We start from the raw sequence: 16,498 nt of genomic DNA, 5'->3' as shown, positions 1-16,498 counted from the left end.
AAGCGAGGCTTTGTTTTCTATGCACTTATCCAGACATCCGACCAGTTACCCAACCCGTTGGCAAGAAATTGCAGCAAAGCTCGAAGCGGAACTGCGCACGCACTACCGCTGCGGAGACTACCTGCCTGCCGAGCAGCAGCTTGCGGATCGCTATGAAGTGAATCGCCACACCCTGCGCCGCGCCATTGACCAGCTGGTCGAGCGCGGCTGGGTGCAACGCCGTCAGGGCGTGGGCGTGCTGGTGCTGATGCGCCCGTTCGACTATCCGCTCAATGCCCAGGCGCGCTTTAGTCAGAACCTGCTGGATCAGGGCAGCCATCCCACCAGCGAAAAGCTGCTCTCGGTCCTGCGCCCGGCCTCCAGCCATGTGGCGGACGCGCTGGGCATTCAGGAAGGCGATAACGTCATCCACCTGCGCACGTTGCGCCGCGTCAACGGCGTAGCGGTATGCCAGATTGACCACTACTTCGCGGACCTCGCCCTCTGGCCAGTGCTGCAAAACTTTTCCAGCGGTTCCCTGCACGATTTTCTGCAGGATGCCACGGGTATCGCCCTCAAGCGCACCCAGACGCGTATCAGCGCCCGCCGCGCGCAGGCTAAAGAGAGCAAAGTGCTCGAAATCCCCAATATGGCGCCGCTGCTCTGCGTGCGCACCCTCAACCACCGTGACGGCGAGGTCAATGCGACGGAATATTCCGTCAGCCTGACCCGTGCCGACATGATCGAATTCATTATGGAGCACTGAATGCACGTCGATACCGCCACCCGACAGCGCTGGATGCGTGTGCTGGCCCACAGCCAGCCTGCTGCCCTGCGCGATCGCATGAACGCCCTGAGCCTGACGCCAGACTACGACACTATCCGCGCACCGGAAATTGGCCTGGTGCAGATCCAGGCCCGGATGGGCGGCACAGGGCAGCGCTTTTTTGCGGGAGACGCCCCCCTCACCCGCGCCGCGATCCGCCTGAACAGCGGCACGCTGGGCTACAGCTACGTGCTGGGACGCGATAAAGCACACGCCGAGCGCTGCGCAGTAATAGACGCCCTTTTGCAGGAACAAACGCATTTTCAGACGTTAATGGAAACCCTTATTGCCCCGCTGGAAGCTGACCGCGCCGCACGACTTGCCGCACGTCAGGCCGAAGTGAATACCAGCCGGGTCGACTTCTTTACGCTCGTTCGCGGAGACAACGCATGACGCTTCAACCTGCTTTTACCCTGGCCGTCCAGGATGCCCAACAAAGTTTTCGTCGCCTGCTGAAAGCCATGAGCGAGCCGGGGGTGATTGTCTCGCTGCACCAGCTTTCACAGGGCTGGCTGCCGCTGAATCTGGCGACCACCAGCGTGTTGCTGACCCTTGCCGACAACGACACGCCGGTGTGGCTGTCAGGTGCCTTATCCAATGACATCGCCAGCCAGAACCTGCGTTTTCACACCAGTGCCCCGCTGGTTGAGCAACCGCGACAGGCGGTCTTTGCCGTGGCCGACGAACACATCAGCCACGAGCAGCTCAACGCCCTGAGCGAAGGGAGCGCCGTTGCACCGGAAACCAGCGCCACGCTGATTCTGCAGGTCTCCAGCCTGAGCGGCGGCCGCATGCTCCGCCTGACCGGTGCAGGCATCGCCGATGAACGCATGGTTGCGCCGCAGCTGCCGGAATGCATCATTCATGAGCTGACCGAACGCCCGCACCCGTTCCCGCTGGGCATAGACCTGATCCTGACCTGCGGCGAGCGTCTGCTCGCCATCCCGCGGACCACCCACGTGGAGGTGTGCTGATGTACGTTGCCGTTAAAGGGGGCGAAAAGGCGATCGCCGCCGCCCATGCCTTGCAGGAACACAGACGACGGGGCGATGAAAAACTGCCCGAACTGAGCGTCGCCCAGATTGAGCAGCAGCTGAACCTGGCCGTTGACCGGGTGATGACCGAAGGCGGCGTCGCCGATCGCGAGCTGGCGGCGCTGGCGCTGAAGCAGGCCAGCGGCGATAACGTCGAAGCCATCTTTCTGCTGCGCGCCTGGCGCACCACGGTTCCCCGCTTCACGGCGAGCGAGCCGGTGAATACGGCGCAGATGCGCCTGGAGCGCCGTATTTCTGCCGTTTATAAAGACATCCCCGGCGGCCAGCGGCTTGGCCCCACTTACGATTACACCCATCGCCTGCTGGATTTTACCCTGCTGGCAAATGGCGAAGCGCCACGGCTCAGCACCACGGATGCCGAACAGGAGCCGTCTCCGCACGTCTTCAGCCTGCTGGCAAACCAGGGGCTGGCGAAAGCGGAAGAAGATTCGGGTATCGCGCCGGATGACATCACCCGCACGCCGCCAGTTTTCCCGTGCTCGCGCTCCTCGCGTCTGCAACAGCTGATGCGCGGCGACGAAGGCTATCTGCTGGCGCTGGCCTACTCCACCCAGCGCGGCTATGGCCGCAACCACCCGTTTGCGGCCGAAATTCGCAGCGGCTATATCGACGTTGAAATTGTGCCGGAAGAGCTGGGTTTTGTGGTGAACGTCGGCGAACTGCTGATGACCGAATGCGAAATGGTTAACGGCTTTGTCGCGCCAGAGAATGAAGACCCGCACTTTACCCGCGGCTACGGGCTGGTGTTTGGCCTGAGCGAACGCAAAGCCATGGCGATGGCGCTGGTCGACCGCGCCCTGCAGGCACCGGACTACGGCGAGCACATCGCCGGCCCGGCGCAGGATGAGGAGTTCGTGCTGGCCCATGCGGACAACGTTGAGGCCGCCGGTTTCGTCTCGCACCTCAAGCTGCCGCACTACGTCGATTTCCAGGCCGAACTGGAACTGCTGAAACGTCTGCAACGGGAGCGCGCCAATGGCTAACTTAAGCGGCTACAACTTTGCCTATCTGGATGAGCAAACCAAACGCATGATCCGCCGCGCCATCCTCAAAGCGGTTGCCATTCCGGGCTACCAGGTACCGTTCGGCGGCCGCGAGATGCCAATGCCCTACGGCTGGGGCACCGGCGGTATTCAGTTGACCGCCAGCGTGATCGGGGAAGCCGACGTGCTTAAGGTCATCGACCAGGGGGCAGACGACACCACCAACGCCGTGTCGATCCGCAACTTCTTCAGGCGTGTGACCGGCGTAGCGACCACCGAAAAAACCGAAGACGCGACGCTGATCCAGACCCGCCACCGCATTCCGGAAACCCCGCTGACCGAAGATCAGATTCTGATTTTCCAGGTGCCGATCCCGGAGCCGCTGCGCTTTATCGAGCCGCGGGAAACCGAAACCCGCACCATGCACGCGCTGGAAGAGTACGGCGTGATGCAGGTGAAGCTTTACGAGGACATCGCCCGCTTCGGCCATATCGCCACCACCTACGCCTACCCGGTGAAGGTCAACGGGCGCTATGTGATGGACCCGTCGCCAATCCCGAAATTCGATAACCCGAAGATGGACATGATGCCAGCCCTGCAGCTCTTTGGCGCCGGGCGTGAAAAACGCATCTATGCCGTTCCGCCGTATACCCGTGTGGAGAGTCTCGATTTTGATGACCACCCGTTTACGGTGCAGGCGTGGGACGAGCCGTGCGCCATCTGCGGATCCCAACATAGCTATCTGGATGAAGTGGTGCTGGACGACACGGGCAAACGGATGTTTGTCTGCTCCGACACCGATTACTGCCGCCAACAGAGCGAGGCGAACAGCCAATGAAACCGCTGCTTTCGGTTAACAATCTGACTCACCTTTACGCGCCGGGCAAAGGCTTCAGCGACGTGTCGTTCGAGCTGTGGCCGGGCGAAGTGCTGGGGATTGTCGGCGAGTCCGGCTCCGGCAAAACCACGCTTCTCAAGTCCCTCTCCGCGCGCCTGACGCCGCAGAACGGTGAGATTTTATATGAGGGCACGTCGCTGTATGGCATGAGCGAGGCCGAGCGCCGTCGCCTGCTGCGTACCGAGTGGGGCGTAGTGCATCAGCACCCAATGGACGGGCTGCGCCGCCAGGTTTCAGCGGGAGGCAACATCGGCGAACGACTGATGGCCACCGGCGCGCGCCACTACGGTCACATCCGCTCCACTGCGCAGCACTGGCTGGAGGAGGTTGAAATCCCCGCCTCGCGTATCGACGACCTGCCCACTACCTTCTCCGGCGGCATGCAGCAGCGTTTACAGATCGCCCGCAACCTGGTCACCCATCCGAAGCTGGTGTTTATGGATGAGCCCACCGGCGGGCTGGACGTCTCGGTTCAGGCGCGCCTGCTCGATCTGCTGCGCGGCCTGGTGGTGGAGTTGAACCTGGCAGTGGTGATTGTCACCCACGATCTGGGCGTCGCACGCCTGCTGGCGGACCGTCTGCTGGTGATGAAGCAGGGTCAGGTGGTGGAAAGTGGGCTGACCGACCGCGTGCTCGACGATCCCCATCATCCGTACACCCAGCTGCTGGTGTCATCCGTATTGCAGAATTGAGGCTGCTGTTGCCGGGTGGCGCTGCGCTTACCCGGCCTACGAACACCGCACCTGTAGGCCGGGTAAGGCGAAGCCGCCACCCGGCAAAACGAATCACGAGGCCAACATGATCCACGTACAAAACGTCAGTAAAACCTTTGTGCTCCACCAGCAAAACGGCGTGCGGCTGCCCGTCCTGCAAAACGCGTCGTTAGAAGTCGGCAACGGCGAATGCGTCGTGCTGCACGGCCACTCCGGCAGTGGAAAATCCACCCTGCTGCGCTCCCTGTACGCCAACTATCAGCCAGACGAAGGCCACATTCATATTCGCCACAACAACGAGTGGGTGGATCTGGTGCAGGCACCCGCGCGTAAGGTACTTGAAGTGCGCCGTTCGACGATCGGCTGGGTCAGCCAGTTTCTGCGGGTGATCCCGCGGATCTCCGCTCTGGACGTGGTGATGCAGCCACTGCTGGATCTCGGCGTCCCGCGTGACACCTGTGCCGCCAAAGCCGCCAGCCTGCTGACACGCCTCAACGTGCCGGAGCGTCTGTGGCACCTTGCCCCATCGACCTTTTCCGGTGGCGAGCAGCAGCGGGTCAACATCGCACGCGGCTTTATTGTCGACTACCCGATTTTACTCCTGGATGAGCCCACCGCTTCGCTCGACAGCAAAAACAGCGCAGCGGTGATGGAACTGATCGAACAGGCCAAAGCGCGCGGCGCGGCGATCGTCGGGATCTTCCACGATGAAGCCGTGCGCGAGCGCGTAGCGGACAGACTGCACCCGATGGGGACAAACGTATGATTATCAATAACGTCAGGCTGGTGCTGGAAAACGAGGTCGTGGATGGCTCGGTTGAAATCCAGGACGGCGTCATCCGCGCGTTTGCCGAAACCCGGAGCCGCGCGCCTGACGCGATGGACGGCGAAGGTGGCTGGCTGCTGCCGGGGCTCATTGAGCTGCACACCGACAATCTGGACAAATTCTTCACCCCACGCCCAAAGGTGGACTGGCCCGCCCATTCGGCGATGAGCAGCCACGACGCGCTGATGGTCGCCAGCGGTATTACCACCGTGCTCGACGCGGTGGCGATTGGCGACGTGCGCGACGGCGGCGACAGGCTTGAAAACCTGGAGAAGATGATTAACGCCGTGGAAGAGACGCAAAAGCGTGGCCTTAACCGCGCCGAGCACCGTTTGCACCTGCGCTGCGAGCTGCCGCACCACACCACCCTGCCGCTGTTTGAAAAACTGGTGGGCCGCGAGCCTGTCTCGCTGGTCTCCCTGATGGACCACTCGCCGGGGCAGCGTCAGTTCGCCAACATTGAGAAGTATCGTGAATACTATCAGGGCAAATACTCGCTCAACGATGCCGAGATGGCGCGCTACGAAGAAGAACAGCTGGCGCTTGCGGCACAGTGGTCGCAGCCGAACCGTCTCAGGATTGCCGCAATGTGCCGTGACCGCAATATTGCGCTGGCAAGCCATGACGATGCCACGCACGATCATGTGCGTGAATCCCACCAGCTTGGTAGCGTGATCGCCGAATTTCCCACTACGTTCGAAGCCGCAGAGGCGTCGCGTCAGCACGGGATGAACGTACTGATGGGCGCACCGAATATCGTGCGCGGCGGCTCGCACTCCGGCAACGTGGCGGCAAGCAAGCTCGCCTCGCTCGGCCTGCTGGATATCCTCTCGTCTGACTACTACCCCGCCAGCCTGCTGGATGCGGCATTCCGGGTCGCGGACGATGAGGAGAACCGTTTTACGCTGCCGCAGGCCATTCGCCTGGTGACCAAAAACCCGGCCGCCGCACTCAATCTTCAGGATCGCGGTGAGATTGCCGAAGGAAAACGGGCAGATCTGGTGCTTGCCCACCGCAAAGGCGAGCATATTCATATCGACCACGTCTGGCGTCAGGGAAAAAGGGTGTTCTGATGGGAAGACTTATCTGGTTGATGGGGCCGTCCGGCTCCGGTAAGGACAGCCTGCTGTCTGCCCTGCGGCAGCGGGAACATTCACAGCTGCTGGTGGCGCACCGCTATATTACCCGCGCGGCGAACGCCGGAAGTGAAAACCATATCGCCCTGAGCGAGCAGGAGTTTTTCACCCGCGCCGGGCAAAACCTGCTGGCACTGAGCTGGCACGCTAACGGTTTCTACTATGGCGTCGGCATTGAGATCGACCTCTGGCTGCACGCGGGTTTTGATGTGCTGGTCAACGGCTCACGCGCCCATCTGCCGCAGGCAAAAGCCCGATATGAGGCGGCCCTGCTGCCGATCTGCCTGCAGGTTTCCCCGGACGTTCTGCGCAGCAGGCTGCAAAACCGGGGGCGCGAAAACGCGCGTGAGATTGACCAGCGGCTGGCGCGCGCGGCGCGCTACACCCCTTCAGGCTGCCATGTCCTCAATAACGACGGAAGTTTGCTACAGTCAGTCGAGATCTTTTTATCCCTTATCCGTCAGAAGGAGAAACAGCATGCCTGACTGCCAGCTTCGCCCCGCCACTGCTGATGATGCGCAGAGCGTGTACGCCCTCATCTGCGAACTTAAGCAAGCAGAGTTCGATCACCAGGCGTTTCATGCCGGCTATCTGGCTAATCTGCAGGATCACAATATGCGCTACCAGCTTGCCGAGCTGAACGGGGAAGTCATCGGCATGATCGGTCTGCACATGCAGTTTCACCTCCATCACGCCCGCTGGATCGGCGAGATCCAGGAGCTGGTGGTCATGCCGCAAGCGCGCGGGTTAAAGGTTGGTAGCCAGTTGCTCGCCTGGGCAGAGGACGTTGCACGACAGGCTGGCGCGGAGTTGACAGAACTTTCCACCAGCATGAAGCGCGTGGACGCCCACCGTTTCTACCTTCGTGAAGGGTATACGCAGAGCCATTTCCGCTTCACCAAACCGCTGTAGAGGTGAGTGATGAGTCTGACCATAACGTTAACCGGTACCGGCGGTGCCCAGCTGGTGCCCGTCTTTGGCTGCGACTGCGCGGCGTGTAGACGCGCGCGTTTGCAGGAAAATTATCGCCGTCGTCCCTGCAGTGCGGTGGTCAAATACAACGATGCGGTCACGTTGCTGGACGCCGGTATTCCACACCTGATGGAGGACTGGCCCGCGGGCAGTTTTCAGCAGTTTTTACTCACTCACTATCATATGGATCACGTTCAGGGGCTGTTTCCCCTGCGCTGGGGCGTGGGTGCAACGATTCCGGTCTACGGCCCACCGGACGACGCGGGGTGTGACGACCTGTTCAAACATCCGGGGATCCTGGATTTCAGTCATACGGTCGAACCGTTTGTGGTGTTTGAGCTACAGGGACTGCGGGTGACGCCGCTGCCCCTCAACCATTCGAAGCTGACGTTTGGCTATCTGCTGGAATCCGCCCACAGCCGCGTGGCGTGGCTTTCAGACACGGCGGGATTACCGGAAAAAACGGTGAAGTTTCTGCTCAACAATCAGCCGCAGGCGATAATCATCGACTGCAGTCATGAACCGCGTGACGAGCCGCCGCGTAACCATTGTGATTTGAACACCGTGGTTGCGTTAAACGAGGTGATTGGCTGTCCGCAGGTGATCCTGACGCACATCAGCCATCAGTTTGACGTGTGGATGATGAACAACCCGCTGCCGAACGGTATCGAAGCGGGGTATGACGGCATGGTGCTGGTACTCGACTGAGTTTTGCCGGGTGGCGGCTGCGCCTTACCCGGCCTACAGGCCAGGGTTTTGTAGGCCTGCGTAAGCGAAGCGCCACCAGGCTTTAGCCGCGATCATAATCGTCTTCTAAACGCCGTTCATCCTCTTCCAGTCGACGCCTGTCGTCATCTAACTGACGTTGACGCTCGTCTAAACGGCGGCGTCTGTCTTCGAGCTGCCGACGGCGATCGTCGTACTGACGGCTGTCGCTTTGACGGCTGCGATCGTAGCGATCGTCGTCGTCATTACGGCTGCTGTCGGGGTTATAAGCATCGTTGATCGCCTGCTGAATGTTGCCAATGGCATCATCAATCACGTCGGCGTGGGCCAGCTGGCTGGTGAGTGACAGCAGACCCAATATCAGAGCGGAAAAGTAACGTTTCATAAGGCCAGACTCACAGGTGGACTGGCGTTAAGGTAATCAACGGGACTGTGCCGGAGTAGCGGAGGAATCTCAAATTACCATCACCTTACGCAGCGCCTGTGCCAGCTGTACGCGGGTAAACGGCTTACGCAGTAGCTGAACGTCCGGCAGCTGAGGGTTATGCGTAGGCCGCAAATCCTGGCCGCTGATCAGCAGCACCTGAAGCTGCGGATAATGACTGCGCACATGGTTAATGACCTCCGCTCCGCTGAGGCTTCCGGGCAGCATCAGGTCGCTGATAAACATGCCAATATCCGGCGATGCCTCCAGCATGCTCAGGGCCTGCTCGCCATTCTCCGCTTCGAGCGTCAGGTAGCCCAGCTGATGCAGCTGCTCACACAGGGTCTGGCGGACATCCGCCTCATCTTCCAGTACCAGCACCAGCCGCTCGCTATCCGGGGAGGTGGTAGCCGGGAGCGCCTCACTTTCAGACACGGTGGAAAACGTCGAGCGCGGCAGATGGAGCCTAACGGTGGTGCCCTGCCCCGGCGCGCTTTCAATCTCTACGCGTCCCCCGGACTGACGCACAAAACCGTACACCATCGACAACCCTAATCCGCTGCCACTTCCGGTCTGTTTGGTGGTAAAGAACGGTTCAAAGACCCGGGATTTCACCTCCTGCGCCATACCGCTACCATGGTCAATGACCTCCAGCGCCACCATATCCTGCCTGCGGCCGTCGCTGCGGGTCACGCGCTGGTTCCATGTACGAATTTTAATGACGCCGCTTTGCCCTTCCATCGCATCGCGGGCGTTCATCACCAGGTTGATAATCGCGTTTTCCAGCTGGCCGACGTCTATCCATGCGGACCATGCCGGGGTTTGCGCTTCAACCTCCAGAGTCAGGGTGACAGGCAAGGAGTGGCGCATCAGTTCCCGCAGGTTCTCCAGCAGCGGTTTCATCTCAACGGTATGCGGCGTGAGGGATTGCTTGCGGGAAAATGCCAGCAGGCGCTGGGTCAGCATGGCGCCGCGTTCGGCCGCCTTCTGCGCCCGGGTGATACGCGGCGCGTCTTTTGATTCGGGGTCGGTCAGCTCAAGACTGCCGATGATCACCGCCAGAAGATTATTAAAATCATGCGCCAGCCCGCCGGTCAGCTGTCCGACAGCCTTCATCTTCTGGCTGTGGAGCAACGCTTCTTCCAGTCCCTGACGCTCAATGCGGTCGATCTCCATCTGCGTCGTTTTCTCTTTCAGCAGACGCGTCGTGTGCTCAAGTGAAGCAGTGTTGCGGGCAAAAACGTTAAACGCGCGCGCCAGCTCGCCCAGCTCGTCCCGCCGCTGCAATGCGGGCACCGAGACATCCTGTTCGCCACGGGCAAGGCGCGACATGGCCCGGGAGATAGCCGTCAGGTTGGAGGCCAGGTTACGGTAAATATACCAGCAGGCGCACCCGGTGATGATCAGCGCCAGCACGGCGAAAATGCTGATAAAAACGCTAATGGATTGCAGCTCGTGATGGCTCTGGGCCGTGCGAAGCCGGGAGGCTTGCGCGACCTGTTCAACGTACTGATTGATATCGCTATTCAGTATCGCTACCAGCGCCTTGATGTGGAACATATACCAGCTTATTGCCAGATCGCTCTCTGCCAGCTGCGTCGACAGCGGGGCAAGCTTACGCAGCTCGGCGTTAAAGTCGGGCAGCACAACGTTGACCGCAGGCTGCGTCGCGCGCTGGGGCAACATCGCCGTCACCGTATCCAGCTGCTGTATCGTGGCGCGTGGTGAAGGGGTTTCGATGGCGGCGGCGATCAGCCTGTCCATTTCCATCAGCAGCTGCGCATCCGGAACATCGCTGCCAGTACGGCGGTTGATGTCCTGCAGATGACGCAGGTAACTCTGGCTCTGGTAGAGCGAACTGAGCAGCGCGTTACGCTCCAGATGGCGTCGCTGCCCGCGCTCCAGCATCCCCGTCACGCCTTGCTGTAATTCATTGCTTCTCTGAATAATCCGCGCCACCAGCGCCGGCTCCTGCTGCGCCAGCGGCGCATCGGCCAGCTGCTCCAGCGAGCGGCGCAATGCCGTTTGCATCTGCTTTAACCGTTCCGCCTCGCCTTTGTACTCCAGCGATCCGACTACCTGCGACAGCCGCACCGCCGCCGTCGCCACGTTAGCCGTATCGCGAGCGAGGTTCATGCTGCCGGTCATGTCATCCAGCGTTTGCTGCTGCACCTGCTCCTGGATCTGGCTGGCATGACGGAAGCCAAGCACCGCCACGCCGCTGACCATCAGCGTGACCGCAACAACCAGCAGATTGAACATCAGCAGGCGGCCACGGGCACTGGTAAAAAACGGGGGGCGTGATGACATCTCTTTAGGCTCCTTAGCGGTCTGATGCCCTCACCCTGGCCCTCACCCACGGGGAGAGGGAAAAGAGAAATGTGACGGCGATTAGCTATTCATAACTATGACAAATATGAACAGCTTCTGACATTTTGCATTTACGCACCTGTGATGAAGTGCAGATATCGACATTCACAGGAGATCCGCCATGAGCAGAACCCCGGTTTTAGAGATGCGCGGCATAGCCAAAACCTTTGGCAATTTCCACGCGCTCAAGGGCGTGGATTTGACGGTTTTCCCCGGTGAGATCCACGCGCTGATGGGCGAAAATGGCGCGGGCAAAAGCACGCTGATGAAAATCCTCGCAGGTGCCTACACTGCCACCCGCGGTGAGATCCTGATCGACGGACAGCCGTTTCACATCAAAGGGCCGAAAGATGCCCTGGCCGCAGGCATTACCTTGATTTACCAGGAGATGCAGCTCGCCCCCAATCTGACCGTGGCGGAAAACATTTTCCTCGGCAGCGAACTGTCGCGCGGCGGGCTGGTTCAGCGTAAAGAGATGGCCGCCCAGGCGCAGGCGGTGATCGATCGCCTCGGCGCCCAGTTCAGCGCCACCGATCGGGTGATGAAGCTGACCATCGCCGAACAGCAGCAGGTGGAAATTGCCCGCGCGCTGCACCGCAACAGCCGCATTCTGGTGATGGACGAACCCACCGCCGCCCTCTCTTCACGCGAAACCCACCGCCTGTTTGAACTGATTCTGCGCCTGCGCGATGAAGGCATGGCGATTATCTATATCAGCCACCGTATGGCGGAAGTGTATGAACTCTCTGACCGCGTCAGCGTTCTGCGTGACGGGCAGTACGTCGGCAGCCTGACGCGCGACAAGCTCAACGCCTCCGAGCTGGTGAAAATGATGGTGGGCCGCCCCTTAAGCGATCTGTTCAACAAAGAGCGCGATATCCCTCTCGGCAGCCCGCGCCTGAACGTCCACCACCTTACCGACGGTAAAAAAGTGCGGCCGTGCAGTTTACAGGTCCGTTCCGGCGAAATCGTCGGGCTGGCCGGGCTGGTCGGTGCCGGACGCTCCGAGCTGGCGCAGCTGATTTTCGGCGTGCGCAAAGCCACGGGCGGCATGATTGAGGTGGACGGCGAGCCGGTGGTGATCCACTCCCCGCGCGCGGCCATTGAAAACGGGATCGGTTTTCTCACCGAGAACCGTAAGGAGCAGGGGCTGTTTCTGGAGCTGGCGGCGCAGGAGAACATCACGATGGCGACGCTGGAACGCGATGCCACCTTCGGCATGCTGAACCGCAAAAAAGCCCAGTCCATTTCCGATGACGCTATCGCCCTGCTCAACATTCGTGTGCCCCATTCACAGGTACGCGCGGGCGGACTGTCCGGCGGTAATCAGCAAAAACTGCTGATCTCGCGCTGGGTGGCGATAGGCCCGCGCATTCTGATTCTGGACGAACCCACCCGCGGCGTGGACGTTGGCGCGAAAAGCGAGATCTACCGCATCATGAACCAGATGGCGCGTAAGGGCGTGGCGATTTTGATGATCTCCAGCGAACTGCCGGAAGTGGTGGGCATGAGTGACCGGGTGTACGTGATGCGCGAAGGCAGCATTGCGGGTGAACTCCACGGGCGCGATATCTCTCAGGAAAACATCATGACGCTGGCAACCGGCGTGGACGACACACATCATCAGGCGGTGTAATTATGACAACTCCAACCCATCCGCAGCAGGTGGCGAAATCCGCCTCCGCCAAAAAAATGCTGATGAGCGATCTGATGCAAACGATCGGCATTTTACCTATTTTAATTCTGATCGTGGCGGTATTTGGCTTTATCGCCCCTAACTTCTTCACCGAGAGCAACCTGCTCAACATCACCCGTCAGGCGTCAATCAACATCGTGCTGGCTGCGGGGATGACTTTCATCATCTTAACCGGTGGGATTGACCTCTCCGTGGGGTCGATTCTCGGTACTACCGCCGTTGCGGCAATGGTGGTGTCGCTGATCCCGGAATTCGCCGGACTTTCTATTCCGGCGGCGCTGATGCTCGGCATGGTGTTGGGGCTGTTCAACGGCGCGCTGGTGGCCTTTGCCGGGCTACCGCCGTTTATCGTCACGCTCGGTACCTATACGGCGCTGCGCGGCGCGGCCTACCTGCTGGCAGACGGCACCACGGTGATCAACTCGAACATCAACTTCGAGTGGATCGGCAATAACTACCTCGGTCCCGTGCCATGGCTGGTGGTCATTGCTTTGGCGGTCATTGCTATCTGCTGGTTTATCCTGCGCCGCACTACGCTGGGCGTTCACATCTACGCCGTGGGCGGCAACATGCAGGCGGCGCGCCTGACGGGTATTAAGGTCTGGATGGTACTGCTGTTTGTCTACGGCATGAGCGGGCTGCTCTCCGGTCTCGGTGGCGTGATGAGCGCCTCGCGCCTTTACAGCGCCAACGGCAACCTCGGTACCGGCTATGAGCTGGATGCGATTGCGGCGGTGATCCTCGGCGGTACCAGCTTCGTCGGCGGGATCGGCACGATCACCGGCACGCTGGTGGGGGCATTGATTATCGCCACCCTCAACAACGGCATGACGCTGATGGGCGTCTCCTATTTCTGGCAACTGGTGATCAAAGGGGCGGTGATCATCATTGCGGTGCTGATCGACAAATACCGTACCCGACACCATCAAAGTGCATAACAACAAAACCCTACAGCTTCGAGGAATACAATATGCGTTTAAAACCGTTAGTGACCGCGCTCTGTGCTGGCGCGCTGCTTGCCGCAACGCCGTTTGCGCAGGCGAAAGATCTGAAGTCCATCGGCGTGACGGTGGGTGACCTGGCCAACCCGTTCTTTGTGCAGATCACCAAAGGTGCCGAGCTGGAAGCGCGCAAGCTGGCGGGCGATAACGTCAAAGTGACGCTGGTCTCCAGCGGTTACGATCTCGGTCAGCAGGTGGCGCAGATCGATAACTTTATCGCCGCGAAAGTGGACATGATCATCCTCAACGCCGCGGATTCCAAAGGGATCGGCCCGGCGGTGAAACGCGCGAAGGATGCCGGGATCGTGGTCGTGGCGGTTGACGTGGCGGCGGAAGGTGCCGATGCGACCATCACCTCCAATAACACCCAGGCGGGCGAAATGGCCTGTAAGTACATTACCGACCGCCTGAAAGGCAAAGGCAATGTGGTGATCATCAACGGACCACCGGTCTCAGCGGTGCAAAACCGTGTGGAAGGTTGCCAGATGGAATTCAAAAAACATCCGGATATCAAGGTGCTCTCGGATAACCAGAACGCCAAAGGCAGCCGTGAAGGCGGTCTGGAAGTCATGACCTCTCTTCTGGCGGCCAATCCGAAGATCGACGGCGTATTCGCGATTAACGATCCTACCGCGATCGGCGCCGATCTGGCGGCAAAACAGGCGCAGCGCAATGAATTCTTCATTGTGGGCGTGGATGGCAGCCCGGATGGTGAAGAAGCGCTGAAGCGGGAAAACTCCCTGTTTGTGGCAACCCCGGCACAAGATCCGCAGGTGATGGCGGCAAAAGCGGTCGAGATCGGCTACGACATTCTCCAGGGTAAACCGGCACCGAAAGAACCGGTGCTGATCCCGGTGACGATGATCGATAAAAAGAACGTCGGCACCTATAAAGGATGGACGGTTAAGTAACCCTCAGCCTAAACCCTCTCCCCTTTGGGGAGAGTGGGTGGCAAAAAACGCTGGCCGGGCTGCAGGCTTTTATTCGCGAGGGCAATTAATTTAACAATAATTGCGATTTTTCATTACAGTTCTATGAATTTTACATTCCCGAACTACACTCTCTCCATCTGGCATATTCGGCGTGGGCAGCACTCTGTCCGCACGCTTTTCCGAAATGAGATAGAAAGAGGACAAGGGAAAAATGTTCGCAGCCATCATCATCGGTATTTTCATTATTAGCGTTATTTACGCGCATTCACGCGGGAAAGAAAAACAGACGCTGTCTCGTCAGTTGTTCGACCATTCGACGTTCATGGCCCCCATCAATATGTTTATGACGGCGTTCTCTTCCCTGCCCGCCAGGCAGGCTTTCTTTGAGACAGAGCGTTTCCCTGAATTAAAAACGCTGACGGAAAACTGGCAGGTTATTCGTGAAGAGGCTGTGCGTTTACAGGATCATATAAAGGCGGCGCAAAATAATAACGACGCTGGCTTTAACACCTTTTTTAAACGCGGCTGGAAACGTTTTTATCTGAAATGGTACGCCGACGCTCACCCTTCTGCGCAAGTGCTTTGCCCGGTGACCACGCAACTGGTGAGTCAAATTCCTTGCGTAAAGGCGGCGATGTTTGCCGAACTGCCTGCGGGGGCAAAGCTGGGCAAGCATCGCGATCCCTACGCGGGCTCGGTTCGCTATCATCTGGGCTTATCTACCCCGAATGACGATCGCTGCTTTATTGAAGTGGACCAGCAGCGCCATAGCTGGCGCGATGGCGAGGCCGTCATTTTTGATGAGACTTACGTTCACTGGGCAGAAAATAAAACCGATCAAACGCGCATTATTCTTTTCTGTGATATCGAGCGTCCGATGAAGTGGGGCTGGGCACAGGCAGTTAACCATTGGGTAGGGACGACGCTGATGTCTGCAGCCAGCTCACCCAATGATGAGAATGACCGCACTGGCGGCATTAATCGCATTTTTAAATATGTTCATGCGGGGCGCGAACGCGGACAGCGTCTTAAAAAACGAAATCGTAAAGCCTATTATGCCCTCAAGTACCTGTGCATCAGCGCCATTTTTGCCGCCCTTCTTATTCCGGCGATAACATAGACCTTATGCCGCCTGTTCGGGGCGGCTAACATCGGTGGCAAATACATACCCCAGTCCACGAATGGTTTTAATGAGTGCAGGCTGATGCGGGTTGATCTCGATTTTCCGGCGCAGACGCATGATCAGCACGTCGATAGTCCGGTCAAACACCTCCGTGCTTTCGCTGTGGGTGAGTTCCAGCAGTTGATCGCGGCTGAGTACCCGGCGGGCATTTTGCGTAAGCGCCAGCAGCAGGCCATATTCCCCCTGGGTCAACGGCACGACGTTACGTTGCGGATCAATCAGTTCACATCGGGAGGTATCCAGCGTCCAGTTATCGAAGGTTATCCCCGCTACGCGTGGCATCGGCGTTTCTGCGGCCAGCACGCCGGTCCGACGCAGGACCGCTTTAACCCGGGCAACCACCACGCGCGGATTAAACGGTTTGCCAATATAGTCGTCGGCTCCCATCTCCAGCCCCACTACCACGTCGGATTCACTGCCCAACCCGGTTAACATGATCACCGGTAGCGCCGGACGCTGCTTTTGCAACTGCAGCAAAACCTGTAACCCATTGATATCTGGCAGCATCATATCTAGCAGGACAAGGGCGATCTCCGGCGTCTGTTGTACCCGGCCCGGCACATCCTGGCCGTTATGGCAGACAAGCACGTCAAAGACGTGTTCACTCAGCACATCCTGCAGCAGTTCGCACACTGCCAAATCGTCATCAACCACCAGAATCGCCGGTTTCATCATATGCTTCCGTCAGGGGATTATGTTAAGTCTGAACCATTCTGCCGTCGGCTCCAGTGAAAGGGCGTTTTCCATGACGGAAATTCAACCCATGTCACATACCCTG

General features: G+C 59.3%; 18 protein-coding genes. 15 read left to right on the top strand and 3 right to left on the bottom strand.

The annotated features are described in order from the left end of the window. Positions 1-19 precede the first annotated feature (19 nt). The 11 genes from phnF to phnP all read left to right on the top strand — a co-directional run bounded on the left by phnF (position 20) and on the right by phnP (position 8,096). Complete coding sequence (gene phnF, locus ACOTY9_RS20295) at positions 20-745, top strand: phosphonate metabolism transcriptional regulator PhnF (RefSeq protein ID WP_348566067.1); 726 nt, start codon at positions 20-22, stop codon at positions 743-745. After that, positions 746-1,198 carry a phosphonate C-P lyase system protein PhnG gene (gene phnG, locus ACOTY9_RS20290; RefSeq protein WP_014882184.1) on the top strand — a complete coding sequence of 151 codons (453 nt, stop codon included), beginning with the start codon at positions 746-748 and terminating at the stop codon, positions 1,196-1,198. Further along, positions 1,195-1,779 carry a phosphonate C-P lyase system protein PhnH gene (phnH, locus tag ACOTY9_RS20285; protein ID WP_023331820.1) on the top strand — a complete coding sequence of 195 codons (585 nt, stop codon included), beginning with the start codon at positions 1,195-1,197 and terminating at the stop codon, positions 1,777-1,779. Before phnG ends, phnH begins: the two co-directional genes overlap by 4 nt. Continuing rightward, a complete protein-coding gene (locus ACOTY9_RS20280) occupies positions 1,779-2,843 on the top strand; it encodes a carbon-phosphorus lyase complex subunit PhnI (protein ID WP_348566068.1) in 1,065 nt (354 codons plus the stop codon). The genes phnH and ACOTY9_RS20280 overlap by 1 nt, the downstream gene beginning before the upstream one ends. After that, positions 2,836-3,681, top strand: coding sequence for an alpha-D-ribose 1-methylphosphonate 5-phosphate C-P-lyase PhnJ (gene phnJ / locus ACOTY9_RS20275; RefSeq protein ID WP_348566069.1), 846 nt, complete (start codon positions 2,836-2,838; stop codon positions 3,679-3,681). The genes ACOTY9_RS20280 and phnJ overlap by 8 nt, the downstream gene beginning before the upstream one ends. Beyond that, on the top strand, positions 3,678-4,433 hold the full coding sequence (gene phnK, locus ACOTY9_RS20270; RefSeq protein ID WP_348566070.1) for a phosphonate C-P lyase system protein PhnK: 756 nt from the start codon (positions 3,678-3,680) through the stop codon (positions 4,431-4,433). The genes phnJ and phnK overlap by 4 nt, the downstream gene beginning before the upstream one ends. Positions 4,434-4,539: 106 nt before the next feature. Continuing rightward, on the top strand, positions 4,540-5,220 hold the full coding sequence (gene phnL, locus ACOTY9_RS20265; RefSeq protein WP_014882179.1) for a phosphonate C-P lyase system protein PhnL: 681 nt from the start codon (positions 4,540-4,542) through the stop codon (positions 5,218-5,220). Next, positions 5,217-6,353, top strand: coding sequence for an alpha-D-ribose 1-methylphosphonate 5-triphosphate diphosphatase (gene phnM, locus ACOTY9_RS20260; RefSeq protein WP_014882178.1), 1,137 nt, complete (start codon positions 5,217-5,219; stop codon positions 6,351-6,353). The genes phnL and phnM overlap by 4 nt, the downstream gene beginning before the upstream one ends. Continuing rightward, entirely contained in the window at positions 6,350-6,901 is a 552-nt protein-coding gene (gene phnN / locus ACOTY9_RS20255; protein ID WP_032637724.1) for a ribose 1,5-bisphosphokinase, read from the top strand. Before phnM ends, phnN begins: the two co-directional genes overlap by 4 nt. Next, complete coding sequence (gene phnO / locus ACOTY9_RS20250; RefSeq protein ID WP_348566071.1) at positions 6,894-7,328, top strand: aminoalkylphosphonate N-acetyltransferase; 435 nt, start codon at positions 6,894-6,896, stop codon at positions 7,326-7,328. The genes phnN and phnO overlap by 8 nt, the downstream gene beginning before the upstream one ends. Positions 7,329-7,337: 9 nt before the next feature. Further along, the gene (phnP, locus tag ACOTY9_RS20245) at positions 7,338-8,096 is read left to right on the top strand and encodes a phosphonate metabolism protein PhnP (protein WP_023331816.1); all 759 of its coding nucleotides are present in this window, start codon (positions 7,338-7,340) and stop codon (positions 8,094-8,096) included. Between the two features lie 82 nt (positions 8,097-8,178). Here the strand turns inward: phnP and yjdP are convergent, their stop codons facing one another. Together yjdP and ACOTY9_RS20235 are read right to left on the bottom strand one after the other, a co-directional pair. Continuing rightward, positions 8,179-8,499 (bottom strand): DDRRRQL repeat protein YjdP, encoded by a 321-nt coding sequence (yjdP, locus tag ACOTY9_RS20240; protein WP_014882174.1) that lies wholly within the window; start codon positions 8,497-8,499, stop codon positions 8,179-8,181. 69 nt (positions 8,500-8,568) lie between these two features. Further along, complete coding sequence (locus ACOTY9_RS20235) at positions 8,569-10,848, bottom strand: ATP-binding protein (RefSeq protein WP_348566072.1); 2,280 nt, start codon at positions 10,846-10,848, stop codon at positions 8,569-8,571. Between the two features lie 181 nt (positions 10,849-11,029). Between ACOTY9_RS20235 and ACOTY9_RS20230 the strand changes: the two genes are divergently transcribed. From ACOTY9_RS20230 to lpxO, 4 genes are all read left to right on the top strand, one after another. Further along, on the top strand, positions 11,030-12,544 hold the full coding sequence (locus tag ACOTY9_RS20230; RefSeq protein ID WP_014882172.1) for a sugar ABC transporter ATP-binding protein: 1,515 nt from the start codon (positions 11,030-11,032) through the stop codon (positions 12,542-12,544). A gap of 2 nt (positions 12,545-12,546) precedes the next feature. Then, positions 12,547-13,542: an ABC transporter permease subunit gene (locus tag ACOTY9_RS20225; protein WP_014882171.1), complete on the top strand. Its 996-nt coding sequence runs from the start codon at positions 12,547-12,549 to the stop codon at positions 13,540-13,542. A 32-nt stretch (positions 13,543-13,574) separates the two neighbouring features. Next, positions 13,575-14,516, top strand: coding sequence for an ABC transporter substrate-binding protein (locus ACOTY9_RS20220; protein ID WP_014882170.1), 942 nt, complete (start codon positions 13,575-13,577; stop codon positions 14,514-14,516). Between the two features lie 232 nt (positions 14,517-14,748). Then, positions 14,749-15,657: a lipid A hydroxylase LpxO gene (gene lpxO / locus ACOTY9_RS20215; protein ID WP_047625241.1), complete on the top strand. Its 909-nt coding sequence runs from the start codon at positions 14,749-14,751 to the stop codon at positions 15,655-15,657. Between the two features lie 3 nt (positions 15,658-15,660). On the opposite strand, the gene ACOTY9_RS20210 is transcribed toward lpxO, so the two are convergent. Further along, positions 15,661-16,392: a response regulator gene (locus ACOTY9_RS20210; protein WP_047625238.1), complete on the bottom strand. Its 732-nt coding sequence runs from the start codon at positions 16,390-16,392 to the stop codon at positions 15,661-15,663. Between the last annotated feature and the right edge of the window lie 106 nt (positions 16,393-16,498).

Source organism: Enterobacter cloacae complex sp. SHL012 (genome assembly GCF_049237505.1).
GTDB classification, from domain to species: Bacteria; Pseudomonadota; Gammaproteobacteria; order Enterobacterales; family Enterobacteriaceae; genus Enterobacter; species Enterobacter kobei.
This window is presented reverse-complemented; position numbering and strand designations above follow the sequence as displayed.

Excerpts from the sequence above, each read along its gene's own strand:
- phnK (WP_348566070.1), top strand. The coding sequence starts at position 3,678 with ATGAAACCGCTGCTTTCGGTTAACAATCTGACTCACCTTTACGCGCCG.
- ACOTY9_RS20220 (WP_014882170.1), top strand. The coding sequence starts at position 13,575 with ATGCGTTTAAAACCGTTAGTGACCGCGCTCTGTGCTGGCGCGCTGCTT.
- ACOTY9_RS20235 (WP_348566072.1), bottom strand. The coding sequence starts at position 10,848 with ATGTCATCACGCCCCCCGTTTTTTACCAGTGCCCGTGGCCGCCTGCTG.
- phnM (WP_014882178.1), top strand. The coding sequence starts at position 5,217 with ATGATTATCAATAACGTCAGGCTGGTGCTGGAAAACGAGGTCGTGGAT.
- phnG (WP_014882184.1), top strand. The coding sequence starts at position 746 with ATGCACGTCGATACCGCCACCCGACAGCGCTGGATGCGTGTGCTGGCC.
- phnJ (WP_348566069.1), top strand. The coding sequence starts at position 2,836 with ATGGCTAACTTAAGCGGCTACAACTTTGCCTATCTGGATGAGCAAACC.
- ACOTY9_RS20210 (WP_047625238.1), bottom strand. The coding sequence starts at position 16,392 with ATGAAACCGGCGATTCTGGTGGTTGATGACGATTTGGCAGTGTGCGAA.
- ACOTY9_RS20230 (WP_014882172.1), top strand. The coding sequence starts at position 11,030 with ATGAGCAGAACCCCGGTTTTAGAGATGCGCGGCATAGCCAAAACCTTT.
- ACOTY9_RS20225 (WP_014882171.1), top strand. The coding sequence starts at position 12,547 with ATGACAACTCCAACCCATCCGCAGCAGGTGGCGAAATCCGCCTCCGCC.
- phnH (WP_023331820.1), top strand. The coding sequence starts at position 1,195 with ATGACGCTTCAACCTGCTTTTACCCTGGCCGTCCAGGATGCCCAACAA.
- phnF (WP_348566067.1), top strand. The coding sequence starts at position 20 with ATGCACTTATCCAGACATCCGACCAGTTACCCAACCCGTTGGCAAGAA.
- lpxO (WP_047625241.1), top strand. The coding sequence starts at position 14,749 with ATGTTCGCAGCCATCATCATCGGTATTTTCATTATTAGCGTTATTTAC.
- phnL (WP_014882179.1), top strand. The coding sequence starts at position 4,540 with ATGATCCACGTACAAAACGTCAGTAAAACCTTTGTGCTCCACCAGCAA.
- ACOTY9_RS20280 (WP_348566068.1), top strand. The coding sequence starts at position 1,779 with ATGTACGTTGCCGTTAAAGGGGGCGAAAAGGCGATCGCCGCCGCCCAT.
- phnO (WP_348566071.1), top strand. The coding sequence starts at position 6,894 with ATGCCTGACTGCCAGCTTCGCCCCGCCACTGCTGATGATGCGCAGAGC.
- yjdP (WP_014882174.1), bottom strand. The coding sequence starts at position 8,499 with ATGAAACGTTACTTTTCCGCTCTGATATTGGGTCTGCTGTCACTCACC.
- phnP (WP_023331816.1), top strand. The coding sequence starts at position 7,338 with ATGAGTCTGACCATAACGTTAACCGGTACCGGCGGTGCCCAGCTGGTG.